General features: G+C 48.5%; 21 protein-coding genes. 19 read left to right on the forward strand and 2 right to left on the reverse strand.

Features of this window, described 5'->3' with window-relative positions:
- Positions 1 to 238 precede the first annotated feature (238 nt).
- Both CLOSYM_RS15935 and CLOSYM_RS15940 read left to right on the forward strand, forming a co-directional pair.
- Positions 239 to 1111: a methionyl aminopeptidase gene (locus CLOSYM_RS15935; RefSeq protein WP_009297773.1), complete on the forward strand. Its 873-nt coding sequence runs from the start codon at positions 239 to 241 to the stop codon at positions 1109 to 1111.
- A gap of 30 nt (positions 1112 to 1141) precedes the next feature.
- Positions 1142 to 2170 (forward strand): immunity protein Imm33 domain-containing protein, encoded by a 1029-nt coding sequence (locus tag CLOSYM_RS15940; protein ID WP_009297774.1) that lies wholly within the window; start codon positions 1142 to 1144, stop codon positions 2168 to 2170.
- A gap of 300 nt (positions 2171 to 2470) precedes the next feature.
- Here the strand turns inward: CLOSYM_RS15940 and CLOSYM_RS15945 are convergent, their stop codons facing one another.
- A complete protein-coding gene (locus CLOSYM_RS15945; protein WP_003498246.1) occupies positions 2471 to 4267 on the reverse strand; it encodes a sigma-54-dependent transcriptional regulator in 1797 nt (598 codons plus the stop codon).
- Positions 4268 to 4538: 271 nt separating this feature from the next.
- Between CLOSYM_RS15945 and CLOSYM_RS15950 the strand changes: the two genes are divergently transcribed.
- The 14 genes from CLOSYM_RS15950 to CLOSYM_RS16015 all read left to right on the forward strand — a co-directional run bounded on the left by CLOSYM_RS15950 (position 4539) and on the right by CLOSYM_RS16015 (position 21574).
- The gene (locus CLOSYM_RS15950) at positions 4539 to 5840 is read left to right on the forward strand and encodes a four-carbon acid sugar kinase family protein (protein ID WP_044902603.1); all 1302 of its coding nucleotides are present in this window, start codon (positions 4539 to 4541) and stop codon (positions 5838 to 5840) included.
- Complete coding sequence (locus CLOSYM_RS15955) at positions 5818 to 6984, forward strand: iron-containing alcohol dehydrogenase (protein WP_021642910.1); 1167 nt, start codon at positions 5818 to 5820, stop codon at positions 6982 to 6984. Before CLOSYM_RS15950 ends, CLOSYM_RS15955 begins: the two co-directional genes overlap by 23 nt.
- Positions 6985 to 7033: 49 nt before the next feature.
- Complete coding sequence (gene dapA / locus CLOSYM_RS15960) at positions 7034 to 7936, forward strand: 4-hydroxy-tetrahydrodipicolinate synthase (RefSeq protein ID WP_003498242.1); 903 nt, start codon at positions 7034 to 7036, stop codon at positions 7934 to 7936.
- A gap of 39 nt (positions 7937 to 7975) precedes the next feature.
- Positions 7976 to 9025 carry a 4-hydroxythreonine-4-phosphate dehydrogenase PdxA gene (pdxA, locus tag CLOSYM_RS15965; RefSeq protein ID WP_021642911.1) on the forward strand — a complete coding sequence of 350 codons (1050 nt, stop codon included), beginning with the start codon at positions 7976 to 7978 and terminating at the stop codon, positions 9023 to 9025.
- A gap of 13 nt (positions 9026 to 9038) precedes the next feature.
- Entirely contained in the window at positions 9039 to 10166 is a 1128-nt protein-coding gene (locus CLOSYM_RS15970; protein ID WP_003498238.1) for a TAXI family TRAP transporter solute-binding subunit, read from the forward strand.
- Between the two features lie 67 nt (positions 10167 to 10233).
- The gene (locus CLOSYM_RS15975; protein ID WP_021642912.1) at positions 10234 to 12186 is read left to right on the forward strand and encodes a TRAP transporter permease; all 1953 of its coding nucleotides are present in this window, start codon (positions 10234 to 10236) and stop codon (positions 12184 to 12186) included.
- A 30-nt stretch (positions 12187 to 12216) separates the two neighbouring features.
- Complete coding sequence (locus CLOSYM_RS15980; protein WP_003505832.1) at positions 12217 to 12663, forward strand: NanQ anomerase/TabA/YiaL family protein; 447 nt, start codon at positions 12217 to 12219, stop codon at positions 12661 to 12663.
- A 312-nt stretch (positions 12664 to 12975) separates the two neighbouring features.
- Entirely contained in the window at positions 12976 to 14193 is a 1218-nt protein-coding gene (locus CLOSYM_RS15985; protein WP_003498231.1) for a sodium/glutamate symporter, read from the forward strand.
- Positions 14194 to 14646: 453 nt separating this feature from the next.
- Positions 14647 to 15663: a LacI family DNA-binding transcriptional regulator gene (locus CLOSYM_RS15990; RefSeq protein WP_242828690.1), complete on the forward strand. Its 1017-nt coding sequence runs from the start codon at positions 14647 to 14649 to the stop codon at positions 15661 to 15663.
- Between the two features lie 48 nt (positions 15664 to 15711).
- Entirely contained in the window at positions 15712 to 16818 is a 1107-nt protein-coding gene (locus tag CLOSYM_RS15995) for a substrate-binding domain-containing protein (protein ID WP_003498227.1), read from the forward strand.
- A 69-nt stretch (positions 16819 to 16887) separates the two neighbouring features.
- The gene (locus CLOSYM_RS16000; RefSeq protein ID WP_003498225.1) at positions 16888 to 18390 is read left to right on the forward strand and encodes a sugar ABC transporter ATP-binding protein; all 1503 of its coding nucleotides are present in this window, start codon (positions 16888 to 16890) and stop codon (positions 18388 to 18390) included.
- Entirely contained in the window at positions 18387 to 19364 is a 978-nt protein-coding gene (locus CLOSYM_RS16005) for an ABC transporter permease (RefSeq protein WP_003505839.1), read from the forward strand. Before CLOSYM_RS16000 ends, CLOSYM_RS16005 begins: the two co-directional genes overlap by 4 nt.
- A 58-nt stretch (positions 19365 to 19422) precedes the next feature.
- Entirely contained in the window at positions 19423 to 20457 is a 1035-nt protein-coding gene (locus tag CLOSYM_RS16010; protein WP_003498215.1) for a Gfo/Idh/MocA family protein, read from the forward strand.
- A gap of 202 nt (positions 20458 to 20659) precedes the next feature.
- On the forward strand, positions 20660 to 21574 hold the full coding sequence (locus CLOSYM_RS16015) for a sugar phosphate isomerase/epimerase family protein (protein ID WP_021642915.1): 915 nt from the start codon (positions 20660 to 20662) through the stop codon (positions 21572 to 21574).
- A gap of 143 nt (positions 21575 to 21717) precedes the next feature.
- On the opposite strand, the gene CLOSYM_RS16020 is transcribed toward CLOSYM_RS16015, so the two are convergent.
- A complete protein-coding gene (locus CLOSYM_RS16020; RefSeq protein ID WP_003505843.1) occupies positions 21718 to 22641 on the reverse strand; it encodes a LysR family transcriptional regulator in 924 nt (307 codons plus the stop codon).
- A 258-nt stretch (positions 22642 to 22899) separates the two neighbouring features.
- Between CLOSYM_RS16020 and CLOSYM_RS16025 the strand changes: the two genes are divergently transcribed.
- The 3 genes from CLOSYM_RS16025 (at position 22900) to CLOSYM_RS16035 (ending at position 26080) form a co-directional block, all read left to right on the forward strand.
- Positions 22900 to 23772, forward strand: a complete 873-nt coding sequence (locus CLOSYM_RS16025; protein ID WP_003498209.1) for an isocitrate lyase/PEP mutase family protein — start codon at positions 22900 to 22902, stop codon at positions 23770 to 23772.
- A gap of 58 nt (positions 23773 to 23830) precedes the next feature.
- Complete coding sequence (locus CLOSYM_RS16030) at positions 23831 to 25162, forward strand: sodium/glutamate symporter (RefSeq protein WP_021642917.1); 1332 nt, start codon at positions 23831 to 23833, stop codon at positions 25160 to 25162.
- Between the two features lie 87 nt (positions 25163 to 25249).
- A complete protein-coding gene (locus CLOSYM_RS16035; protein WP_003505847.1) occupies positions 25250 to 26080 on the forward strand; it encodes a carbon-nitrogen hydrolase family protein in 831 nt (276 codons plus the stop codon).
- Positions 26081 to 26370: the final 290 nt, after the last annotated feature.

Here is a 26370-nt window from a genome sequence, read left to right on the forward strand (position 1 = left end):
GCTGGCCGTACCGGCGGCGTCCTCACCTGCTTAAGTAATGCGAACATTGCTTTTTTGCCCTCCTTGTGCTACACTCCAATTCAGTAGAATCTTATCAGATAGTACAGCTAGTACTCCATCCGGCCTGTCACTGTAGTTACCGGCCGGATGGAGCACTGGAACTGTTGGGCATTATAACCCGCGGGGCGGGGAATTGTGGGGCCGGGAACAGTAAATGTTGTTTTCAGAAAGGAATAAAATGAAGAAATTAGGAAGAAATGATGCCTGCTGGTGCGGCAGCGGAAAAAAATATAAACATTGCCATGAGGCCCTCGATGAACGTCTTATGGCGGAGTCGGATAAAGGTCACATTGTACCGACACGCGATCTTTTGAAGACTCCGGAGCAGATAGAAAAAATCAGGGAGAGCTGCGCCGTCAATATCGCGGTGCTCGATTATGTTGCGGAACATATCGGGGCGGGGATAACAACGGAAGAGATAGATAAATGGGTGTATGATGAGACGGTAAAGCGGGGCGGGATCCCGGCGCCTCTGGGATATGAAGGATTTCCGAAGAGTGTCTGCACCTCTATTAATGAGCAGGTCTGCCATGGAATACCATCAGAGGATATTGTGCTGAAAGACGGCGATATTATTAATGTGGACGTATCCACTATCTATAAAGGTTATTTTTCCGATTCGTCGAGAATGTTCTGCATCGGCAATGTCAGCCCTGAGAAACGCCGTCTGGTGGAGGTGGTGAAAGAGTGCGTTGAACTGGGGCTTCGCGAGGTAAAACCATGGGGATTTCTCGGAGATATGTCACAGGCGGTAAACGATCATGCCGTTAAAAACGGCTACTCCGTTGTGCGGGAGATTGGGGGCCACGGTGTGGGAATCGAATTCCATGAAGAGCCGTGGGTCGGATATACGGGGACACGTGGGACGGATATGATGCTGGTTCCCGGAATGATTTTTACAATCGAGCCGATGGTGAATATGGGAACCAATGAGATTTATGTAGACGACACCGATAACTGGAGTGTTTACACGGCCGACGGCGAGCCTTCGGCACAGTGGGAGATTATGGTATTGGTGACGGATGACGGGTATGAGGTCCTGGCGTATTAGGATTTAGATCCGGCTTTGGAGGGGCAAAAGATGAATGCGATAGAAAATATTGTAAAGATGGTTACCGAACTTAAGAAGGAACTGGAGGAAATGCCTGAAACTAAAGAGGCAAAGCCGGTCAGCCGTGAAGAATTCACACTGCTTTTGAGCGGTATTTCCACATGCAGAAAGGCCCCCGGCATTCCGGTGCATATGGGATATGAAGAGCTGTACCATTGTGCGGACGCCGATGAGGAGGCTAAAACCAGGGAACATTTACAGAGGATATACGGCATCCATAACGAGGAGGCATTTCAGTCCGCCTGCCACAGTGAGTATTCCGGGAGCAGACAGTATGAGCAGTTCATGACATTCTGGTGCGGCGCTCCGATGTTTGACATAAATGAACTGAATGGGGCCGGAAGAAAGGGATTTGAGGAATGCATCAGCCTCTCAAGACATTTTTATCCTATCCTGAAGGAAAAGGGATATTATGCCTGGGATATCAATGAAAAGATTGGACTGCTGAGAAAAGCTGCGGCCTGTGGGATTGTGTCGGAGGAACGGTTTTGGGAACTGACGGATCCATGGGTCAGGCAGGCCCAGGTGTTTTATCATTCCTGGCAGGAATACGCAATCAGCTGTCTGTGCGGAGCCGTATATTTTATGAGTCATCATGGAACTGTGGATGAAAGCTTTTATAAGCTGAATTATAATCTGGTACGCCACTTGTTTGAGGACGGAGGGGCGTGGAGGAGAAACGCATGGTACAGGCCGCAGGAACGTGAATGGGCCGATATTTTCGGGGCTAATCCGGGCTGCATCATTACAAAAAGGGCGATGGAGACGGAAACGATTGGTTACATGTACCGGGATGAGCCGGCAAAAGGATTTCCAGACTGCGGCTGGCGTTTTTTTGTGGGCGATGAGCCGGATGAGTATGTAAATCAGGTTGAAAATAATACGATCATCAGTTTTAACACGGTCTGCAATCTGGATCCGACCATCCTGGCCTATTTCTATGCGGATGCCGGGCGCAAATTCGGCAGAACGGAGGACGGCTGGGAAGAAGAATTTTAGGAAAGAAGAAGGATGGGTAAATAAAGCAGGAGCCTTACCGGCGCCGCAGAATCAGATGATTCACGGCGAAAGTAAGACTCCTGCTTTTTCTGAAAACGGAAAGGGGGAAGTAGAAAAGTTTTCAGAAATCTATATAAAGGTAAATTATTGTTAGTCGAGCCCAATGACCTTTTGCGCGCTTTCTATATGTCATTGGCCTCATTGATTTATGTAACTATCATACTGGAAAATTGTGTCTAATGTTTGACCAATATATAAAAATAGTCTAAAAGAGATATTAAAATTAAAAGAGGGGCCGGTTCATGATTTTAAAAGCCGCCATAAAGTAGTCCGGCTAATCCCCAGTCTTTTTGCCGCAGCGCTCTGGTTCCCGCCGGTTTCCTCCAAAACAGCGTGAATAATATCCTGGTTAATTTCGTCCAGCGTGCGGTTCAGGTTAAAGGACTGCACCGGATTCTGAATACCGGAATGAGGCAGAAGGGCAGCGGAGGTGTGTTCCTGCTCCAGGGCATGGGCCACCGTGCTTTCCAGAATATAAGGCGTGGTGGTAACTGCCGTCAGTTCACTGAGAATCCGTTTAAACTGAGTATAATTATAAGGCCATTCATAATTAACAAGAAGCTCCATGGCCCCGGATTCCAGCCCCAGAATTTCTTTGGCCAGGCTGATATTCAGAGAACTGAGGGAAAGGTTAGCCAGTACCGGAATTTCCTCCCTGCGCTCCCGCAGCGGCGGCAGATGGATGGTCAGGCAGGACAGCATGTTGACATAGTCCATGCACCGTTTTGGAATTACTCCGTCCTTACCGCATACACAGGAGAAGAGAAGACGGTTGCGGCGGGCCAGGTTCATATCGACAATCAGGGAAAGAAGCTGTTTGTGCCGTTCCTCCGGAAGGGTATCCACATTTTTCAGGTAAATCGTATTATTATTATCATTAAACGGAGAATTGTAGTGGTTTGTAAGGAATGTCCAGCTTTTGTCATTCATCATGGTGAAATCGATGACGACCATGGGATTGTGGTGCAGCGGACTCTGCGTATAGACAGCCCCTGCAACCCTCTCCTTTCCGGTGCCGGCCTCACCGATGATCATAATCGGAAAATCCGTCTGAGTCATCTGTTCGACGGTGGCCTGTAAACCGCCGATGGCGCCGGTTACATTATAAAAACTGTTGTAGAACGTATTTTCCACATCTTTTTTGCTCAGATACTGTACGCCGTATTTGCTGGTCGCGAAAGGAACCTTGCTTGAAGAAAAATAGAAAACCACGTAGTTTTGCCCGTAAAACGGGATCAGACGGCTGGTGATGGAATACAGGACTCCCCCGATATTTTTAAAGGAACGGTGGGTATCGGCCGCCAGTGCGGCAGAAACCTCCCGCTTCAGTACATCGATTATGAGAGGCTCGGACCCGGATTCCAGGGTCGAGAAAAAGACTTCCTCTTTATCGCTGAATACGACTGTTTCGTGACTGTCCTTAAGAATCACATTCTGGAGAAATTTATTCTCTTCACGTAAAAGGGAATGGCTGCGGCATAGTTTGACTGCCTGATCAAAGGCGTTTCCAATGCTCTCGTTGCCGGAGGTAATCAGAATCGCATTCAGTCCCAGTTTTTTTGCCGTCGTATTGGCGATCATGTCGCATAGCACCATCCGGTAGCCCTTTTTCTTGAGGGTTAAAAGAATATCCTGTACCTCGTCCGCACTGTGGATTGTATAGATCTCCACCTTATATTGAAGAAGATCGCAGAGCAGCTGGGCGCTGCTTGTGATTCCGGGGAAACCGACGATGGCATAGCGGGAGGAAAAATTCTCAGCCATCTTGATGGCGCGCAGAATGTCGTAGACGGAAAGCGCAATCTCAATTACAGGAAGCGGGGTGATGGCTCCGATTAATTCAGCCGTGCCGCCCCGCGATATAATGATATCGAAGTCTTCATGGAAATTCTTCCGGGCGATCTCTGCGCCTTTATGGAGATCCCCGACAAATACGCTCAAATCAATATCGTCGCGATCCTTTGCAAGTTTCAGCATAATGGATTTCATCCCCTCGTAAGGCGCTATGCCGAGAATTCTGATTTTTCCCTGATTCATAGAGTTCCCCTTTCTTAACATAAACGTGTTTCATTATGAAACGATTGTAACATAAAACAACAAAATAATAAATATAAAATCAAAAGTGTTTCAAATATAAACAGCAAAACGGGTAAAAAAGGTTGAGCAAAAATAATATTCTTAGTAAAATAAAACAAATCAAAGGAAATGAAACAATAAACGACAGAAAGTCAGAAAATACATCAATAAATTATGAGAAGCTATTGTTTAAAAATGAAACAATGTGGCTTTGGTCGGGAAAGGAAACAATATGGTGAAATTACTGATCATTGCAGATGATTTCACGGGCGCACTTGATACAGGAGTACAGTTTGCGGCAGGTGGAGCAGAGACAAGAGTTGTTACTAATACGGATTACGATTTTGACAGCGTGGATGAGAATGTGCAGGTTCTGGTTCTGGACGCAGAGACAAGGCACCTGAGTCGGGATGAAGCTTACAGAGTTGTTTTCCACATTACAAAAAAAGCATTTGAGAGCGGGATTCCATTTATATACAAGAAAACAGATTCTGCACTCAGGGGAAATATCGGAAGTGAACTGAAAGCAGTTCTTGATGCCGCTTCGCGGACCTCCCTCCATTTTCTTCCGGCATTTCCAAAGATGAACCGGATTACCAGGAATGGAATCCACTATATTGACGGCGTTCCGGTTCATGAGAGTGTATTTGGCAAAGACCCGTTTGAGCCGGTTGCCGATTCATATATCCCGGAGATACTGAAGGGGGATGTGCCGGTGACGGTGGTCCGCAATATGAAGGACTGGAAGAGGGCGCCGGGAATCATGGTTTACGATGCCTCAACGGATCAGGAGCTTATGGAGTTTGGAAAGTTCCTGATGAAAAAAGGGGAACTGACCGTTATGGCAGGCTGCGCCGGTTTTGCCGGAGTTTTACCATCTTTGCTGGGACTGGAAGGCGAAATGCCGAGACAGGTGGCTCTGGGCGAAAAATTCCTTGTAGCCTGCGGGAGTGTCAATCCGATAACGGTCAGGCAACTCGATTATGCACAACGTCAGGGATTTACAAGAATCAGGATGGCTCCGCACCAGAAGTTCGACACCGGATACTACCGGACGCCGGAGGGGGAAAAAACCCTGAAAGACTGGAAAGAGCTGTGCAGCCGCAGCAACCGTGCCATCATTGATACAAATGATTTGCCGGGCCGGAGCGATACATTTGATTATGCGTGCAGGCAGGGGATCACGATGGAGGAATTGAGAGTCAGAATTTCTTCCACCCTCGGATATGTGGTGAGAGAGCTGATAGGGGAGGAACCCGACAGCACGCTGTTAATTACCGGAGGCGACTGCCTGACCGGATTCATGGCTCATATCGGCCGTGATGAAATTGCACCGGTCTGTGAGATGGCGCCGGGAACCGTCCTCTCAGAAATTGATATCGGGAACAGGACATTTGCGGTAATAACCAAATCGGGAGGTTTCGGAGGTGAAACCCTGATGGTGGATTTGGCTGAGAAGATAACAGGCTGCAAAGAAGATAAGAGACTGGAAAAGAAAGAGGAGAATAAGTATGTTAACACAGTATACGCTTAAAATGCCGCACGCAGTGTACAGCGGAAAAGATGCTCTTGATAAACTGACGCAGATTATTGGAACCGGCGTCAAAAAAACCGCTGTTTTTACCGATCGGGGAATTATCGGAGCAGGGCTTTTGGAGCTGCCTCTTTCAAAGATTAAAGAATCCGGCTGCGAATATGTGATTTTCGATGATCTGGCGGCGGAACCCACCTATGAGCAGGCGCAGAAGGCAGTTGATGCATTTAAGGAATCGGGAGCAGATTTTATTGTGGCCGTAGGCGGCGGGAGCGTTATGGATACCGCCAAGCTGGCATCCGTATTGGCAACCGATGAGTACGGGGTAAAGGAACTTCTGGATAATCCCCAAATGGTGAAAAAATGCGTTAAAACACTGATGATTCCGACGACTGCAGGTACGGGTGCCGAAGCGACTCCCAATGCAATCGTCGCCGTACCGGAGAAAGAATTAAAGGTCGGCATTGTGAATGATAATATGATTGCGGATTATGTCATTCTGGACGCTGTCATGATTAAGGAGCTTCCGAGAAAAATTGCGGCATCCACCGGTGTGGACGCCCTGTGCCACGCGGTTGAGTGCTTTACCTCAAATAAAAAGAACCCGTTCAGTGATATTTTTGCTCTGCAGGCATTCGAAATGATTATGAAAAATATAGAAAAAGCCTGCGACGACCCGGAAGCGCTTAAAGAGAAGAACAATATGCTGGTTGCCTCCTTCTACGCAGGGGCTGCAATCACCGCGTCGGGTACCACAGCGGTACACGCGCTGTCCTATCCTTTGGGGGGCAGGTACCATATCCCGCACGGCGTGTCCAATGCGATTCTCCTGGCTCCTGTTATGAGATTCAACGAACCGGTGTGCCGGGGCCTCTTTGCAGAAGCTTACGACCGGCTGGCCGCCGGGGAGAGCTTCGCAACGGAGGCAAAGAGTGAGGAAGAAAAATCGGCGTGGGTTGTAAACCGGATGGAAGAGATTGTAGAGCATTTGAATATTCCCAAAAGCCTGAAAGAATTCGGCATCGGCAGCGAGGATCTGGATGAACTTGTGGAAGCCGGAATGGGCGTGCAGAGACTCCTCGTCAATAACATGAGAACTGTGACGGCCGAAGACGCAAAAAAAATATATCTTGAAATAATTTAATTAGCCGAATGAACTGTGGCAAAGCTTCAAAATCAGGAGGAACCAGGTAATGAAAAAAGTAGAAATTAAAGGAATTATCCCGCCAATCGTAACACCGATGAATGAAGATGAATCCGTCAATGAGAAAGAACTCCGCAACCAGGTGAACCGGCAGATCAAAGGCGGTATACACGGACTTTTCCCATTTGGCACCAATGGTGAGGGATACATATTAAACGAGAAAGAAAAAGAAGAAGTTTTAAGTATTGTTATTGATGAGACAAAAGGCCGCGTGCCGGTTTACGCAGGGACAGGATGTATCAGTACAAAAGATACCATCCGGCAGTCTCAGATGGCAGAATCCCTGGGAGCCGATGTTCTTTCCATCATCACCCCGTCCTTTGCCGCGGCATCCCAGAATGAGCTGTACGACCACTATAAGGCAGTGGCGGAGGCAGTGGATATGCCAATTGTTCTATATAACATTCCGGCCAGGACAGGCAACGCCCTTGCGCCGGCAACCGTTGCAAAATTAAGCAAAATTCCAAATATTGTAGGAGCGAAAGACAGCTCCGGGAACTTTGACAATATGCTTCAGTATATCGAACAGACCAGGGACAGCAAAGACTTTGCGGTGCTTTCCGGCAACGATTCCCTGATTCTCTGGAACCTTCTGGCAGGGGGGACCGGAGGTATTGCGGGCTGCGCCAACGTGTTCCCGGAGGTGATGGCCTCCATCTACAATTATTTTGCGGCAGGCGACCTGGAGAATGCAAGAAAAGCCCAGGACAGTATCCGTTCCTTCCGGGGCTGCTTTAAATACGGCAATCCGAACACCATCGTGAAGACGGCTGTTAACCTGCTTGGCTACCCGGTCGGAAAGTGCCGTGCGCCGTTTAACCAGGTACCGGAGGAAGGAATCGAGGCGCTCAAAAAAGTGCTTGCCGAGAATCACGAAAAGGGCATGTGCTGATTGGCAGTTCGGAAAACACGAATAAAAGAAAGGCAGAATATGGCTGAGAAATTAATTCTTGGAATCACGATGGGAGATCCGGCCAGCATCGGCCCGGAGATCACCGTAAAAGCCCTGGCAAAGAAAGAAATTTATGACGAGTGCCGCCCGCTGGTAATCGGCGATGCAGCAGTAATGGAGGAGGCCGCTAAGATTGCCGGAAGAGAGGATATCAAAATCCGCGCAGTCCAATCGGTCGGTGAGGCAAAATACGAGTATGGTACCATCGATGTTTACGATATGAAGCTGATGGATTTGAACACGCTGGAGCGCGGAAAAGTATCGGCAGCCGCCGGTGAAGCGGCGTTTGGGTATGTAAAGAAGGTGATTGAACTGGCCATGGCCGGCGAGATAGACGGGACGGTCACAAACGCGTTTAACAAAGAGGCGGTAAACCTGGCCGGACACCATTATTCCGGACACACCGAAATCTATGCGGATTTTACCGGAACAAAGAAATACACGATGATGCTGGCCCATGAAAACTTAAGGGTCGTTCACGTATCCACCCATGTGGCGCTGAGAGAGGCATGCGACAGGGTAAAAAAAGACAGGGTGCTGGAGGTTATCAGGATTGCCCATCAGGCATGTAAAGACCTGGGAATTGAAAACCCGAAGGTGGGAGTTGCGGGACTCAACCCCCACAGCGGTGAAAACGGACTGTTTGGCCGCGAGGAAATAGAAGAAATCATACCGGCAATCGGCGAGGCCGTAAAAGAGGGAATCAACGCAGAAGGCCCGGTGCCGCCGGACACCGTCTTTTCCAAAGCGAGGGGCGGCTGGTATGATATCGTAGTGGCTATGTACCACGACCAGGGACACATCCCGCTTAAGGTTGTTGGTTTTGTTTATAACGAGAATGAGAAGAAATGGGACGCAGTTGCAGGAGTTAACATAACTTTGGGACTTCCGATAGTGAGGTCATCTGTAGACCATGGAACGGCCTTTGACCAGGCAGGGCTCGGCATAGCAAATGAATTAAGTCTGATGAACGCCATTGATTACGGCGTAAAATTAGCTAAAAGCAACAAAGTAAAAAAAGGAGAATAGTGGAGGAAAAACTATGAAGAAAAGTATGAAAAAACTCGTTTCCGTAGCTTTGGCAGCTACAATGGTATTGGGACTTGCAGGATGTAATGACGGCAGCAGCCAGACGGCAGCGACAACGGCGCCGGCAGCGGAGGCCGCAGGTACAGAGGCAGCCGGGGCAGAAAGCGGGGCGGACGGAGCACAAGATAAGGCAGAAGCGGCCAATGCAGGCCTGAATGCAAATATTTTATTCGCAACACACGAAGTCGGAACAAGTAATTATAACCTGTCGGCAGAGCTTGCGAAGCTGTGGGAGGAAAATGGAATCGGAACAGTGGACGTTCAGCCAATCTCCCCTGGCGGAATGGGCGCTCCTTACCTGTTCGAGCAGGGCAAGACAGATGTCTCCTTTATCAACGGCGCTCCTGCAAAATGGGCATTTGAAGAGGGCACCCTCGGCAAACCTCCTGTAAAAGGATATTCAGCCATGATTGGCGGACTTACCAACGTATCGGCCGTAAACTTTATGACAAAAGCATTCATGGATAAATACAATGTACAGACCGTGGAAGAAGCAATCAGACAGAAACTTCCAATCCGAATCGGCTGCAGCCCGGTAGGCTCCATGGATAACGAAGTGGTTCAGATTTTACTCGGATACCTGGGAGTGACGGAAGATGATATCAAATCCTGGGGCGGCGATGTAGTGCACGGCGGCGGTTCCGACCTCTCCGCTATGGTAAAAGACGGAAAGCTGGATTTCATGCTTGACCATACATCCGTCAACTCCTCCACGATGACAGAAATCGCAATGACGTGTGACGTGCATTTCAACCAGTGGGAAGAGGATACGCTTGATTACTTTGTAAACGAAAAAGGTTTCCAGAGAATCACAATCCCGGCCAACTCCTGGAAGGGACAGACGGAGGAAATCATCAATGCCGGTACGCCTGACTGCTTATTTGTAAGGGATGAACTGGACGAAGACGTTGTTTACTGGATGACAAAATCCATGTGTGAGAACAGAGATTACCTTGTATCAGTACTTGCATCCATTGAGCCGTTTGACCCTGCCACATGCTGGGAGCCGGAGAAAGTCGGCGGTCTTGCACTCCATCCGGGCGCAGAAAAATACTTTAAAGAAGCAGGTTACATGAAATAATCAGGATTTAAAGTTCGGGGGGCTGTTACCGGCTCCCCTCTTTTAAGAGATATTGGAGGAATGAATTATGAGTGAAGCGAATGCCCTGAACCAGGATCAAAAGCCAGTTAGCAAATTCGCAAGCCTTCCAAAGTGGAGATATGCTTCGTTAGTTATACTTTCCGTAATGTTGATTGCTTTCCAGCTCTATATTGCGCTGGTGAGGCCGCTTGATAAATGGATTCAGGTGCCGGTGCATCTCTGTCTGGCTCTGGCAATCGCTTTTATTCACAAACCCGTTGCGGATAAGTGCAAAACTACAGTAACAAAAGCGCTCGGCTGGGCCTATGATATTTTCATGCTGGCAGGTGTTGCCTACTGTGCGTACTATTTTATTTCTAATTTAAGTTATCTGCAAAACCGTATCTATAACGTGGACAGCATGACGACTGCCGACCTGCTCTGTGCATACTGGCTGCTGATTATCGTCATGGAAGCGGTAAGAAGGTTTATGGGTATGAACCTGTTTATCTTTATCTGTGTATTTATTGCGTATGCATTTTTAGGACAGAAAATCAGCGGCATCTTTAAATTCCGCGGTATGTCATGGCAGAGCTTCGGCGAGGTTATGGTCATGGATCCGAACGGTATCCTTGGCTCGCCGCTGTCGTCTTCTGTTAATACCCTGTTCTATTTCCTGCTGTTCGGCGCATTCTTTTCGGTGTGCGGCGGCGGCCAGGTCCTGATCGATTTAGGCATGAAACTCAGCGACAAGACGGCCGGAGGCCCGGCAAAGGCATCGGTAGTGTCTTCCGGACTGATGGGCATGATTTCCGGCTCAGCCGTTGCAAACGTAACGAGTACGGGTGTCATGACCATCCCGCTGATGAAGAAATCGGGATATGAGCCTCACCAGGCAGGAGCAATCGAGGCGGTGGCTTCCACCGGCGGTCAGATTATGCCTCCTATCATGGGGGTGGGAGCGTTCATCATGGCGGAAATGATAGGCATCAGTTATACAAGAATCGCCATGGCGGCCATCATTCCGGCTCTGGCATACTACGGTTCCGTATTCCTGCTGGTTCATTTCCTCGCAAAGAAGAAAAAAATGAATTCCCATGACGAGGCCGTTGTCTGCAAAACAGCCCCGATTATGCCGAGAATCTATCAGCTTGCGCCGATTATTGTTCTGGTAGTCATGATATTTATGGGAAGCTCTTTGACAAGGGCAGCTCTCGTAGGTTCGGCGCTTGCCATAATCGTAAGCTTTATTTCAAAAGATACCAGAATGAACGTAAGCCAGTTTATCGATGCGATGCTGGACGGAACAAAACAGGCATACGGAATTGCAATCCCGACCGCTGCCTGCGGTATCATGACGGGTATTGTGGTGCAGTCCGGCGTTGCCAACAAGCTGACAAAAATTATTGCGGCAACGGGAAGCTCCAGCCTTGCTCTGGCCCTGATTATCACAATGCTTGGATGTATGCTTCTCGGTATGGCTCTTCCGACGGTTGCGGCTTACCTGATCGCCAACATACTGTTCTGTTCCACACTGATTTCCCTGGGAATCGACCCGCTGCCTGCCAATATGTTTATCTTCTACTTCGGCGTTATCGCACAGATCACTCCTCCGGTATGCCTGGCGTCCTTTACTGCCGCCGGTATCGCAGGGGCAAGCTCGTGGAAGACCGGCTGGACGGCATTTGCCTATGCACTTGTATCCTTCCTGACCCCTTATGTCTTCGTGTTCCATCCGGCTCTTCTGCTGCAGGGATCCGTTACGGAGGTGGTGGTGAATACGGCGATTATGGCATACGGAATTATTTTCCTGGCAGGCGGTATAGCAGGTTATATGTTTGTACCGATAAAGAACGTAGTAGTCCGTGTTCTTCTGGCCTGCGTGGCAGTATTTATCATTATTCCTGAAAATATCACCACCCTGATCGGAATCCCGATGGGACTGGCCATTCTGGTATATTTCTACATTCAGGGTAAGAAGCACAAAGAGGCGAAAGCATCTGCAAGCGCCGCAGCCTAGAGCGTGGTTGAAAATTAGGAGAAAGACACAATGATAATTGACAAATTTGACAATATCCGTTTTTATAGCTGTATGCTCAATAATCTGGAGAACGGTCTGCAGGCCGTAGAGGCGCTGCGCAATCCGGAGGCCGGAAGATATGAGTTCGACGGCGGTTTCTTCCTGGTTCAAAAGGGAGAGACAAAGCCGATGTCTGAGGGGACATTTGAGGCTCATAGAAAATATGCAGATGTTCAGATTGTCCTGGAGGGCAGCGAAGAAATCGCCTGGGCGGATCTGGGAGATTTAAAAGAAGACGGGGAATATAACGGTGACAATGATAAGGCGGCCTACACAGGCGCTGAAGACAATGTGATGAGGATTACGGCGGGGATGTGCTATATTGCCTTTCCGCACGATGGGCACAAAGCGGTGCGCCATACGTCCCGGCAGCAATCCTATACAAAGATAGTCATGAAACTTCCGGTTGTTAAATAAAAAAGGTACCGCATGGTATGGTGCGGCTGAGAAACGCTTATCGTTTCCGGCTGTGCCATATTTTTTTAAGTTTATTATTGTTAAAGCATAAATGACTTAAGTAACTATAGTAACTTTTGTAACTTTTGTAAATACAATTCTGGGATATTGACTGCTAATGTATTGGCTGGAAATAAATAATTTCATAATCATAACATATATTTAGGAAATGTTAAAGAAGACTGAAAATGATTGCAAATGATCCGATACTAGTATATTTTAAGGTAACAGGCATGCCGTATGAAGTATATTTGAATGAGGAGGAAAAGTATTATGGGATTTGATGCAGCAACGTCAACGTTAACCCTGGATCTGCTTGCGACTACGGGATTTGGGTGTCTTATGGTTTTCCTGGGAAAAGCAATTGTACGAAGAGTAAAGCCGTTCCAGGACTGGGGGATACCGGCGCCCGTTGTCGGAGGACTTCTGGTTGCGCTTATTTTAAGCTACCTTAAAATTACGGGATTGTTTGCGGTCCAATGGACCTCTACACTCGGCAGCCATCTGATGAATCTGTTTTTTACCTGTGTGGGTTTTGGTTTCAGCAAAACCCTGCTGGAGCGCGGAAAAAAGTTCTGTGCCGGGATAGCCCTGTCGGTGCTTCTTCTCGTATTATTACAGGGCCTGCTCGGAATGTTTCTGGCCCAGATGCTCGGCCTGCATCCTCTGCTTGGAATCCAGATCGGCACAGGCGCTCTGGCGGGAGGCGTGGGAACTACATCTGCATTTGGTCCCGTATATGAAGGGATGGGCGCTGTGGGAGCGACGGAGATTGGAGTTTCGGCCGCAACAGTCGGCATGATTCTGGGAAGCCTCACGGGTGGACCGCTGGCCGTAATGCTGATTAAACGGTATAAATTAAAAGCGGATCCGCAGGACGGCGCGCTGCAGGCCGGAGGCAGTGAGGAGAAAACGGCGCTGGATACGGGAAAACTTTTAAGCACTATCTGTATGATAACGATTATCGCAGCCTGCGGCATCCCGATTTATATGCTTTTGAGCATGATACCATATATTGAAATGCCGTATTTTATCGGATGTCTTTTTGCCGGGGCGATTGCCAGAAATATTCTGGAGGCTTTCCATGTGGATATCCATCTGCCGGAGGTTGAGACGGTGGAGCATATTTCACTGGATATTTTCCTGGCAATTACCATTATGACCATGGATTTGAGCAGAATTACAAATGCGGTTGGCCCAATGCTGATTATTCTGTTTGTTGTGACCATTGCCACTCTCGTTTTCACTTATTTCATAGGATTCCGTATGTATCACGGCGACTATAATGCCGCCTGTATGTGTGCAGGGCTGATTGGTATGGGAATGGGATCCGGTTCCAATGCGGTGGCTAATGAGAGAGCTGTTATGGATAAGTACGGATATTCCCATATCGCCTGGATATTGTATCCTGCTTTTTCCGTTTTGTGTGTTGACATTTTTAATCCGTTGTTTATGTCGCTTGTACCTGGTTTTCTAGGACTGGGAGGCTGATTCGTTTCTGGTCAGGCAGGTGAATCTGAAGCCGGTGCGGCCGGCGGAAGGGCAATAGTTCCTCTTCCGGCCTCACGAAAACCCCGGATTTTGGGTTAAAGTGCATAAAAATGACAGTGCATTTTAGTCGATTATGTGCAAAAAGTCAAAAAGTCCTTGACATTTATTGTCAAGCTGGTATACTGAAAATAGTTAAATAAAAGAGGTTCCGGAATCGGGATTTCTATTTTTAAACGCAAATGTGTAAACGATTACACATTAATTCAATATAACGGTTCCAGCCCCTTCCGAAGGAAAAATGGGAAGTGATTTCCGTGAAATACAAGGTTATTGCATTGATTTTATTTTCTGAAAGTACTTGCCTGTTTTCTTGTTTCAAAGTATAATTTTTTGTATAAAGTGTAATCGATTACACATAAACAGCAAATGGAATACGACAGGAAGACAGAGGGGATGAAGGAAATTATGATTACAATAGCAGATGTAGCGAGAGAGGCGGGAGTATCGGTTGCCACGGTCAGCAGGGTGCTGAACAAGAACGGTCCGGTATCGCCGGCAGCCCATGAAAAAGTGGCGCTGGCCATTGCAAAGCTGAATTACCAGCCGAATGTGTGGGGACGCAGGCTGAGAAGGAAAGAAAGCAAGATGCTTTTAATTCTGGTTCCGACGATCAGCAACCCGTTCTACTCATCCATTGTAGCCGGAATAGAGGACGAGGCAAGACGGTGCCAGTTTGGCACGATGCTCTGTATCGTCAATGGAGATGAAGTAAGAGAGAGAGAGTTTATCGAGCTTTTATTCGACGGACAGGCGGACGGGGCGGTGATGCTCTGTGTTAATAAGGATAACAGGCATATAAAGGAGATTGCGGATAAAGTGCCGATTGTACAGTGCTGTGAATTTTTCAAGGATGCCGATATTGCGCATGTCTCCATTGATAATTTTGCGGCGGCCGCACAGGTGGTGCGTTACCTCCACAGCCTGGGCCATAAAAAAATAGGATTTGTCGGGAGTGTGAACCAGTTTATCAGCAGTGAGGATCGCCGGAGGGGTTATGAGGCGGAGCTTGAGAAGCTGGGGCTGCCCATAAGAAAAGAATATATGGCATATGCAGACCGTGATTACAGCTTCCAGAGCGGTATCTCGGCGGCCAGGCAGTTACTGGACCGGCCGGACAGGCCGACGGCCGTGTTCTGCATTTCAGACGTATTGGCCATGGGGGCCATCCGGGCGGCCGGAGGATTGGGAATCCGGGTGCCGGAAGAACTATCGGTAGTAGGGTTTGATGATGTCGAATATGCCACAATGATGAACCCGATGCTGACAACGGTGTCACAGCCGCTTTACCCACTGGGCAAGACCAGCGCCCGCATGCTGATAGATCAGATTGAGTCCGGTGAAGGAAAGGGGAAAATCTTCCTGGAACATAAGCTGGTAATTCGTGATTCGACGGCTCAGCTTGAGCCTTAGAATAAAGAAGGAGAAGTATCCAAAAAGCAAAAACAAGGAGGAAGCAACATGAAAAAAGTTTTGGCAGTAGTACTCGCATCAGCAATGGCAATGTCCCTTACCGCATGTTCCAGCCAGAAACCGGCGGAGACAGCAGCGGCATCCGTAGCAGAGACAAAGGCGGAGACGACAGAGGCGGCAGGGGAAGAGACAAAAGCTCCCGAAGCAGGAGAGGAAGTAACAGACTTAAAAGGCAAGATGATGGGTGTCGTTACACCGGCAGCCGACCATGGATTTACAGCAGAATCCATTCAGCACTGTGAGGCGGAAGTAAAGATGCTTGCAGAAAAATATGGATTTGAGTATAAATTCATGACAGCGGCAGAGTCCGGTGAGCAGAGCAACGCAGTAGAGACGATTTTAGGAATGAATCCGGATGTTATGGTTCTCTGGCCCGTAACGGGAGATGAGTTAAGAAGCTCCGCACAGCAGGTTCAGGACGCAGGCGTTCCGTTAATCATTTATGATCGTTTAATCGAAGGATTTGAGCCGACAAGCTGGATTATGGGCGACAACGATGCAATCGGTGAAGGCGCAGGCGAATATTTCAGCGAATACTTCAAAGATGAACTGGCAGCAGGCGAAGTTGGCCTTCTTGAGTTCAAAGGCGATTCTTCAACCGTACCGATGCAGCGTTCCAACGGCTTCTGGAAGACAGCTGACAGCAACTTTAAGAAAATCCAGGAATTCTCTACTGACTGGAGCCAGCAGAAAGCCATGGAGCAGATGGAAGACTTCTTAAACACAAAGAGCGTGGAAGAAATCGAATCCGTTCAGGCAATCTTTACACATGACGACGAAATCGTGTTTGGTATCGTAGAGGCCCTTAAGAACTACAACGGCCCTGCAAAATTAAACATTAAGCTCATCTCCGGCGTTTCCGCAGGCGAAGGCTTTATGAAATTATTCGAGGATTCCGGTCTGGAAGGCATTGACTTTATGACCTATACGTTCTCCCCATCCATGGTACGTGACGCAGTTGACCTTGGACTTGACGTACTGGAAGGAAAGACTCTGGAGCCAAGCTACCTGATCCCAACAGAGATGATTGATAAAAATAATTATAAAGAATACATGGAATCTGACTTATACAAGATTCGTTACAGCTTACAGTAATTTTAGAATGATAAGCCGGTCGGTTTCAAACCGGCCGGCTTATCTTCATGATACGGGGAGGTTTTGCTAATGAAATTGGAAATGCAGAAAATCAGTAAGGAATTTGGCCCTGTCCTGGCGCTCCAGAATGTGGATTTCCAGATGGGAGCCGGTGAGATTCACGGCCTGCTGGGAGAAAACGGAGCAGGCAAGACCACATTGATGAATATATTATCCGGTAATTTTCCTCCCACCTCCGGGAAAATTATAATTGACGGAAATGAAATTACAAATATGACTCCACAGAAGTCAATGGAAATGAAAATCCGATTCATTCACCAGGAACTTAACCTGTGTAATGATTTAAAGGTTTATGAAAACATGTTCCTGGGAGAAGAACTTACGAATAAAGCAGGGGTAATTGATAAGAAAACAGAGATTCAGAGGGCGCAGGAAGTGCTGGACGGCATGAATGTAAAGATTGATGCCATGGCGCTGGTGTCTGATCTGGAAACGGCAAAAAAGCAGCTTGTGGAGATAGCAAAAGCGCTTTTGTTCCAGTCTGAGCTGATTATTATGGATGAACCCACCACCGCGCTCAACAATCAGGAGATTGAAAACCTCTTTACCATAATGAGAAGGCTGAAGGGCCAGGGGGTAAGCTTTATCTATATTTCACACAAGATGCCGGAGATTTTCACAATTTGCGACAAATATACGGTTCTCAGAGACGGCAGGTTTATTGAGACCGGTTTTATAAAGGACATCAATGAACATCAGGCCACAGAGCTTCTGATTGGAAAGACATTTGTAAACGCCAACCTGAAGGAGCAGCAGGAGCCGTGCATGGGGGAAGAAATCCTGATGTCGGTAAAAGGGCTCACCGGAGAAACCTTTGAAAATGTATCGTTTGATCTGCACAGGGGCGAGGTGATTGCGATTACCGGCCTGCAGGGGGCGGGAAGCGGGGAGTTGGCGACTGCTCTGTTCGGGGCCACGCCTTCAAAAAGCGGTACGGTCGAGACAAGGGGCGGCAGGCTGAATACGAAGAGTATCCTCAATGTGATGCGCCACCGCGTCGCGATGATTCCCTGCAACAGGAAGGAGAGAGGCATTCTCCCGGACCTGAGCATCAGGGATAATAACTCAATGGCATACTTTACGCTACTGCATAAGAAGTTAATTATCGGAAATAAAGAAGAGAGCAGCCGTTTTGAGAAAAACAGAAGCAAGATGGAGATAAAAGTCGGAAGCGAAAAAGACCCAATCACATCACTGTCGGGCGGTAACCAGCAGAAAGTTATTGTTGGGCGCTGGCTGGAGACAGATGCCGACGTAATGATTATGGATAACCCGACCCAGGGAATCGACGTAGGCGCAAAATACGCTATTTACAAGCTGATTCTGGAGCTGGCGGCGCAGGGCAGGGGTGTTCTGGTTTTCAGTACGGAATTTCCGGAAATTTACCAGATTGCAGACCGGTGTATTGTAATGTACAAGGGTAAAATCAACGGCAGCCTGGAGCGTGAAGAATTAAATGAGGCGGGCGTCATGGCGCTTTCTACAGGAACAAAAACGGAGGTACAGGTATGAGTACGGCAAAGACTACGGACAAAGACTTTAAACAGATATGGTCAAACATAACGACAAATTACAGCCACTGGCTGAGCTTCATATTACTGATGATTGTGGCGGTCATCATCAACCCGTCATTTCTCTCGGTTACAAACCTGACGAACCAGTTTGTGCAGGGCGCGATTGTAGGTATCTGCGCGATGGGAATGAGCCTTGTCATTTCGGCCGGCATGATTGATCTTTCCGTCGGTTCCTCGGTGGCCCTGATATCGGGACTGGGAGTTTCTCTTCTGAACAAGACACACAGCATTACACTGTGCCTTTTATTCTGCCTGGGCTTCGGCCTGCTGCTCGGCCTGATCAACGGAATTTTTATCACCAAGGGAAATATCGCTCCGTTTATCGTAACGCTGGCGACCTTCTCCGCTTACCGTTCCATTATCACACAGCTTGGGCAGGGCGGTCCGTTTACTGTTGACAAGAGCATGTATGATGCGTTCCGATATGTGGCATCCGGCAAGATTTTCGGAATACCGCATCTGATGATTATCTTTATCCTGATTACGCTGCTGACCGGATTTATCATGGCTAAGACGAAATTCGGCCGTTATGTCTATGCGGTCGGTTCTAACCAGCAGGCGGCAAGGCTTACGGGTATCAAGGTAGGCAACGTTAAGACCATGATTTACTGTTACGCTGGTATTCTGTACGGTCTGGCCGCATTCCTTCTTGCAAGCCGTCTTACCTCAATCCAGGCGGCCAGCGCCGGAGACGGATATGAGATGGACGCCATCGCAGCCGTAGCCATCGGAGGAACCGCGATGGAGGGCGGACGCGGCAAAATTATAGGAACCTTCCTGGGCGTACTGATGCTCCGTATCATCCAGACAATCCTTGTTATGGCAAATGTACCGCCATTCTTAAACGGTCTTGTCAGAGGCCTCGTTATTATTGTAGCCGTGCTGGCACAGTCTAAGAAAAAACATAAATAAACAATTGTAATATACCTTTTAACCGAACGACAGAATACACAATTTAGGGGGAATTATCATGTTTAATATAGGTATTATCGGCTGCGGTAAGATTTCTCAGGTCAGGCACATCCCGGAATATGCGCAAAATCCGGATGCCAGGCTGGCCGGATTTTTCGATTTAAATAAGGAACGTGCCCAAGAGCTGGCAGTCCGGTATGGGGGAAAAGCGTTTGATTCCTATGAGGAACTTCTGGCCGACAGGGAAATCGACGCGGTAAGTGTCTGCGTGGCAAATAACGTCCATGCGGAAATTACGGTTGCGGCTCTGAAGGCGGGAAAACACGTACTCTGTGAGAAGCCGATGGCGATGAATCTGAAGGAGTGCGAGGATATGGTCCGGGCCTCAAAGGAAACAGGGCGTTTTCTGATGATAGGCCACAACCAGCGGCTTGCAAAAGCCCATGCTGAGGCCAGAAAACTGATAGAAAGCGGACTGATTGGAGACATTATCACATTCAAGACAAATTTTGCCCATAGCGGTCCGGAGACCTGGAGCATTGACCCGGGACGGAATGTCTGGTTTTTCGATAAGAAGAAAGCGGTCATGGGGGCCATGGCAGACCTTGGAATCCATAAAACCGATCTGATCCAGTATCTGACGGGTTCCAGAGTGGCGGAGGTAATCGGTTATCTGGGTACGCTGGATAAAAGAGATGCCTCGGGCAGTCTCATCGGAGTGGATGACAATGCCATCTGTATCTATAAGATGGAAAACGGATGCATCGGAACCATGACTGCAAGCTGGACCTGCTATGGAGCGGAAGACAACTCCACGATTCTCTACGGAACAAAAGGAGTGATGAAGATTTACAGTGACCCGGCCCATTCTATTGTAGTGGAGCTGAAGGGCGGAGAGAAAATCTGCTATGATCTGGATAAGATTCAGACGAATGACAATCAGACAAAGTCGGGAGTAATCGATCTGTTTATGGACTGTCTGGTCCATAATACGCCGCCGGAAATCAGCGGGGAGGAAGCTCTGGCAGCAATGAAAGCAGTCTTTGCCGCGGTAGAAAGCTCTGAGACAGGAAAGAGCGTGAAAATTTCTTAATGCAACGCAACAGTAGGTGTGTACTTTCGGAGTCTCCCCGGCACTCATCTTTACGGCTGATTTTCTGCCGGCCGCGCACATATTTATTCAACGTACACACCGTGTACGCCTCATAAATATGTACACAACCGACAAAAAATCATCTCGCAAATCTGAGTACCAGGAGATTCCGAGAGTACACTGGTAAAACAGGAGGTAAAGAATGAAACTGGGACTTGTAAGCGCGATTCTGGACTGGATGTCCTTTGAAGAAATGATAGACACGATCAGCAGCCTGGGCTATGAATGCGTCGAGGCGGCCTGCTGGCCAAGCGGCAAGGCGGAACGCCGGTATGCGGGCGTCAGCCACATCGATGTCGATGAACTGAGCGAGGCAAAGGCCGAATATATCCTGAATTACTGCAAAGAAAAAAATGTGGAGATATCTTCTCTGGCATTTTATCCGAATACAATGGACGGAGATTTTGAGAAAAGGAAGGCCAATATTGAACACCTTAAGAAGGTAATTGCGGCTTCACAAAAGCTGGGGATCGGCATGGTTACTACCTTTATCGGCCGTGATCATACAAAGAGCGTGGAAGAGAATCTGAAGCTTTTTGAGGAAATCTGGCCGGATATTATCCGCTTCGCGGAGGAACACCGGGTAAAAGTGGCAATCGAAAACTGTCCGATGCTTTTTGACGAGACACAGTGGCCGGGAGGGCAGAACCTGGCAACGACACCGAAAATCTGGCGCAGAATGTTCGAAATAATTCCGAGCGGCAATTTCGGCCTGAATTATGATCCCAGCCATTTTGTATGGCAGATGATGGATTATATCAAACCGATGTATGAGTTCAGGGACAGGATTTTCCATGTTCATTATAAAGACATCAAGCTTTATAAAGACAGGCTGGATGATGCGGGGACGATGGCTTACCCGCTGGAATACATGGCTCCAAAGCTTCCCGGACTGGGAGACGTGGACTGGGCGAAATATGTCAGCGCATTGACCGACATAGGGTACAATGGTTATACCTGTATCGAAGTGGAGGACAAAAGCTTTGAGGGAACACATGAAGATGTAATCAGGAGCCTGAAGCTCAGTGCAAGGTATATGAGACAGTTTGTGATTTAAAATGTCAGGCTAAAAGTGCCGTTGACTACCTACATCCCGGCTGAACTGTTACTTTAAAATTTACCGTGAAGGAACGGCAGGAGCCGCCCGGAGAGAACGTTCAATCTCTCTAAGGGCGGCTCCTGCCGTCTTATATTCAAATCCTATATGCGTTTCAGACTCTGCGCTGCGCAGTCGCAGAATTTATTAATAATGGGATTGTGGCTGTCCTTTAGGAATACGGCCATGATGGCAGTCACATTCTGCATTTCCCCCATGGAAAAATAGATGATGGGAGTTTCCGGCCGGATGCTGCTGATCGAGGAGCGGCACACAAAGGTCATACCGCGGTTGCTGCCGACCAGGCTCATGGCGGAAGCCAGGCTGGATACCTCAATCGTATTTTTAGGGGTGAAGTCATAGTGGCGGCAGACGGCATCCGCCGCGATCCTCATATTCTGCCACGGGTGCAGAATAATCAGTGTTTCATCCTGCAGGGTGGATAAATCGATGGGGATGGGGCTCGTAATATTGCCGCATTGCTCCGGAAAACGCTGCTGCATCCTTTTATCATATGCCGCTGCCAGTAAAATGGGATCGCTGCCGAGCATACGGCGGCGGAATAAATCTGACTCCGGGGCCAGATTCGTCAGCGCCAAATCGGCTGTCCTGTTTTCCACCCGCCGGATCAGCTCACGGTTATTATATTCATCTATCTGCAAATTGACGGAGGGATAGTTTTCAGCAAAGTGGGGAATGACTTTCGGTAAAACATAGGTGCCTAAAAAGGGCAGGGTTGCAATAACAAGCTGATTGATCGTACCTGTTTTAATTGAGGCAAAATCCTTCTTCATGGCAGATTCCAGAGCCTGAAACCGTTCAATGTATTCTAAATATTTATGGCCGGCCGGAGTCAGGCCGAGCGGAATTGAATCGCGCTCAAACAATTCAACCCCCAATTCATCCTCCACTTTCCTGACAAAACGGCTCAGGGAAGGCTGAGAAACGTATAACTGCTGTGCGGCCCTGGAAAAACTGTGGCACTCGGCAATTGCCTTAATATATTTACACCGTCTTTGATCAATCAAGAAACTTTTCCTCCTCCCCATGCCTTTAAAAGTTTAACCGATAGTATCAATTGAAATTTAATTATTTAGTTTGTTTTATCATATTAAATTATATCAGAAGTGAAGGCAATTTGCAAAACATGGCTATACCTTTGCTGGTATAGTTTTATGACTCTTCAGGCATTGGACATAAAACGTTTTGAATTGTACAATATATCTAATAAAAGGCGCCTTTTTATGGAAAAATACGACACATTCTCTAACAAAAGGGGGATATAAATGAATACAAATCACGCAAGAGATCTGCGGAAAGTTCTTGAGGAAAATAAGTTTCTGACGCTCCCGGGAGTTTATGACTGTCTGTCGGCCCGAATTGCGGAGGAGGCCGGATTCCCGGCGCTGTTCCTGTCGGGCGGGGCGCTTGCCTACAGCGCGCTTGGGCGGCCGGATCTCGGATTCCTGGGACTGGCGGAGTTTGGAAATGCAATTCAGCATATTGTGTCATCCTGCCGGGTACCGCTTCTGGCGGATGCGGACAATGGTTTTGGAAATGCAATCCAGGCCGCCAACACCGGAGCCATGTACGAACAATTGGGGGCCGCGGGCCTGCAGATTGACGATAAGGTGCTTCCTTCCACGCATCCCGCCAAAAATGAGATCGTGGGATGGGAGATGGTCGGACCAAAGATAGAGGCAGTACGTGATAACGTATCAGAAGACTTCGTTATCGTCTACCGCACCTGCGCCAATCTTTACGGCTACGGTATTGACGAATCTATCCGCCGGATTAACCTGGCAAAAGAACGCGGGGCAGACTACGCTTATGTGGATGGGATTAAATCAGTCGGGGAGCTTATAAAAGTCTCGGAAGAATCGAAAATTCCGCTGATGGTAAATATGAATGAAAAAGGATTTGTAGGAGGAAATGTAGCAATAGAGCAGATAAGGGAGATGAATTTTTCCATAGGACTGTTTCCGATTTCCTCCATGCTTGCAGCTTCCCAGGGAATGATTGAGGTGATGGAAGCTCTTGCATCCCAGGGGACGACACTTGGGGTAAGTGAAAAGATGACGAATCCGCCCACGCGGATCCACAGTATGATGGGGCAGTTTTCCCTGGTGGAGAAATATTCGCCCTATTACGACCGATAACTCTGATGACCATAATCCACTCATAAATCCATTCATTCTTGATAGCGGAGGTTTTAAAATGACATTGACAGATGTATTAAAGGATTTTGCCTATCTCAGCACACTGCTGCTGATTGGGTTTGAGCTTAGAAGGCGTATCAGAATTTTTCAGAAATATTTTATTCCGTCTGCGCTTATAGCGGGAACTATCGGTATGTTTCTTGGACCGAGCTGGCTTGGCACCGTATCGCCTGTTTACATTCCGTTCAGCGGCGGAATCGGCCAGTGGTCGGGAGCCCTTGTAATATTTGTCTGCGCCACCATGTTCCTCGGGCTGGAACTCAATAAGGTCGGACGGGACGGGATGGCAGCCACGTTTTTGGCCGGTTTCTGCCATCAGGCCCAAATGCTTTTGGGACTGGCTATTGCCGCGGTGTTCGGTCTGTTTATTGCCCTGCCCTATCAATTCGGCTACATGGGCGTCTGGGGGTTCTATGCCGGGCACGGCAACGCCACAACCGTCGGAAATATTATCCAGGATGCCGGTTACTGGGACGATGCGGTGGGCGTTGGCGTAACATTTGCAACAATCGGTATACTCTGCGGCATCATACTGGGAATGGTTCTGATTAACTATGGAGCTAAAAAGGGATATACGCATGTAAAAATGACCTTCGACGAGATGCCTGAATCGGAGCGGACAGGATATATCCGTCCCAAAGAGCGTACGTCCGTCGGTAACGGCGTCACAAATGCCTCTTCCCTGGATCCGCTGGCATTTCAGCTGGCTATCGTAGGGGTGGTCGTGGTAGTCGGTGTGATGATCCGGGCATGTCTCTTGAAAATCAGCCCGGTTATGAGCGGGTTTCCGCTGGTGGGAGCTGTTCTTGTATCCAGCATGCTGATCGGATTTTTTATCAACAAGACAAGCCTGAGGGAGCGGATTGACCGGAAATTAATGAGCCGCATCACCGGCACCGCCCTGGAATATATGATCACGGCTGCGATTGCAACCACCTCCAAACAGATTTTTATTACCTATGCTCTGCCATTAATTGCCGTCTCCATTGCGATGGTTCTGGCAAACCTGTACGGAAGCTTTGTACTTGGCAGGCGCTGGCTGGAAGCCAACTGGTTTGAAACCGGAGTGGGCCTTTTTGGCCAGTGCTGCGGAGTCCTGGCTACCGGACTGATGCTGGTCAAGGTAATGGATCCGTATAATGAAACGACGGCGGCACAATGTATTTCCACATCCAGCACCCTGGGTTATGCATGGCAGATACCCTATATGGTGGTCGGTTCCCTGGCAATTTTTACCGCGCCTGTTCCTACCACGATTGTTTCCGTAATTCTGCTGCTGTTCTTCTGGATCGGCGGAGAGCTTTTATACGGACGTAAGAAGCGGGCCTAGAGCGTGTCTAAAAATTCATTCCAGCCATCTGCACGCCCCGCTTCGCGACACAGTTTTAGAAATAACCTTGAGAGGAGATAAAATCATATGAAGAAATTTACCGTGGGAGTAATCCAAATGGATTCCCAGGACAATGTGGAAAAAAATCTGCAGACAGCCGTCGAATTTATCGGGGAGGCAGCCGCCAGGGGGGCAAAGCTGATTGCAATGCCGGAAAGCATGAATTATGTGGGGACGGATAATGCGGGACACGCGGAAAATATACCGGACGGCCCGACCTTTTGCCTGATGGCGGAGCAGGCGAAAAAACACCATGTATGGCTGCACTGCGGGAGTATCTATGAGAAGAATGAAAAGGATCCCAGACCTTATAATGCAACCATGGTTATCAGCCCGGAGGGAGAATTGGCGGCCAAATACCATAAAATACACCCCTTCGACGTGATAATTCCGGACGGGCCGGTGAACAAAGAATCAGACCGTATCTGTCCGGGGAGTGAGATTGTTACGGTGGATACAGGGGAAGTCGGATGCCTGGGATTGTCGATCTGCTATGATATCCGTTTTGCGGAGATGTACCGGATCATGGCTTTGGAAGGCGCCCAGCTTCTGCTGACACCGGCAGATTTCACGATGCCGACCGGCAAAGATCACTGGGAGACCATCCTGCGCACCCGCGCAATAGAAAACGGATGCTACGTCATAGCTCCGGCCCAGTATGGCGTGAAACCGAATTTCCAGGCATATGCCAATTCTGTTGTCATCGATCCCTGGGGGAATGTAATTGCCCGCGCATCCAACCGGCCGCAGGTTATTACCGCGGAAATTGATCTGGACTATCTTGCCCAGGTCCGCAGGCAGATTTTCACTTTGGAGAACCGCCGACCCGATGTATACAGCCTGGCAAGAAAGGTTTAGTTAAGCAGGTGAGGACGCCGCCGCAGGACTTCGCTAATCAGCGATGGATTTAGGCGGCATCCTCAGACTTTATCTTCCCCTCCGCCTCAAGGGAGTGCAAACGGTCCCCGAGGCAATTCATTCCGGGAATTCCCCCCTCCACAACCAACTTCCCACGGGGACGGAAGTCTCAGGCAGTCCCCTCTCGCCACACCGGACATGGTCCGTTCCGGACGCGTTCTCCGGGCCTCAGTTAAATCCCCATATCTTAAGAAATTGCTGACTTGAAAAAGTAAATTCCAGTGCAAAGG

This window comes from [Clostridium] symbiosum ATCC 14940 (genome assembly GCF_000466485.1).
Classification (GTDB): Bacteria; Bacillota; Clostridia; order Lachnospirales; family Lachnospiraceae; genus Otoolea; species Otoolea symbiosa.

Bases quoted from the DNA above. Each gene is read 5' to 3' on its own strand.
- CLOSYM_RS15935 (WP_009297773.1), top strand. From the start codon at position 239: ATGAAGAAATTAGGAAGAAATGATGCCTGCTGGTGCGGCAGCGGAAAA.
- CLOSYM_RS15940 (WP_009297774.1), top strand. From the start codon at position 1,142: ATGAATGCGATAGAAAATATTGTAAAGATGGTTACCGAACTTAAGAAG.
- CLOSYM_RS15945 (WP_003498246.1), bottom strand. From the start codon at position 4,267: ATGAATCAGGGAAAAATCAGAATTCTCGGCATAGCGCCTTACGAGGGG.
- CLOSYM_RS15950 (WP_044902603.1), top strand. From the start codon at position 4,539: ATGGTGAAATTACTGATCATTGCAGATGATTTCACGGGCGCACTTGAT.
- CLOSYM_RS15955 (WP_021642910.1), top strand. From the start codon at position 5,818: ATGTTAACACAGTATACGCTTAAAATGCCGCACGCAGTGTACAGCGGA.
- dapA (WP_003498242.1), top strand. From the start codon at position 7,034: ATGAAAAAAGTAGAAATTAAAGGAATTATCCCGCCAATCGTAACACCG.
- pdxA (WP_021642911.1), top strand. From the start codon at position 7,976: ATGGCTGAGAAATTAATTCTTGGAATCACGATGGGAGATCCGGCCAGC.
- CLOSYM_RS15970 (WP_003498238.1), top strand. From the start codon at position 9,039: ATGAAGAAAAGTATGAAAAAACTCGTTTCCGTAGCTTTGGCAGCTACA.
- CLOSYM_RS15975 (WP_021642912.1), top strand. From the start codon at position 10,234: ATGAGTGAAGCGAATGCCCTGAACCAGGATCAAAAGCCAGTTAGCAAA.
- CLOSYM_RS15980 (WP_003505832.1), top strand. From the start codon at position 12,217: ATGATAATTGACAAATTTGACAATATCCGTTTTTATAGCTGTATGCTC.
- CLOSYM_RS15985 (WP_003498231.1), top strand. From the start codon at position 12,976: ATGGGATTTGATGCAGCAACGTCAACGTTAACCCTGGATCTGCTTGCG.
- CLOSYM_RS15990 (WP_242828690.1), top strand. From the start codon at position 14,647: ATGAAGGAAATTATGATTACAATAGCAGATGTAGCGAGAGAGGCGGGA.
- CLOSYM_RS15995 (WP_003498227.1), top strand. From the start codon at position 15,712: ATGAAAAAAGTTTTGGCAGTAGTACTCGCATCAGCAATGGCAATGTCC.
- CLOSYM_RS16000 (WP_003498225.1), top strand. From the start codon at position 16,888: ATGAAATTGGAAATGCAGAAAATCAGTAAGGAATTTGGCCCTGTCCTG.
- CLOSYM_RS16005 (WP_003505839.1), top strand. From the start codon at position 18,387: ATGAGTACGGCAAAGACTACGGACAAAGACTTTAAACAGATATGGTCA.
- CLOSYM_RS16010 (WP_003498215.1), top strand. From the start codon at position 19,423: ATGTTTAATATAGGTATTATCGGCTGCGGTAAGATTTCTCAGGTCAGG.
- CLOSYM_RS16015 (WP_021642915.1), top strand. From the start codon at position 20,660: ATGAAACTGGGACTTGTAAGCGCGATTCTGGACTGGATGTCCTTTGAA.
- CLOSYM_RS16025 (WP_003498209.1), top strand. From the start codon at position 22,900: ATGAATACAAATCACGCAAGAGATCTGCGGAAAGTTCTTGAGGAAAAT.
- CLOSYM_RS16030 (WP_021642917.1), top strand. From the start codon at position 23,831: ATGACATTGACAGATGTATTAAAGGATTTTGCCTATCTCAGCACACTG.
- CLOSYM_RS16035 (WP_003505847.1), top strand. From the start codon at position 25,250: ATGAAGAAATTTACCGTGGGAGTAATCCAAATGGATTCCCAGGACAAT.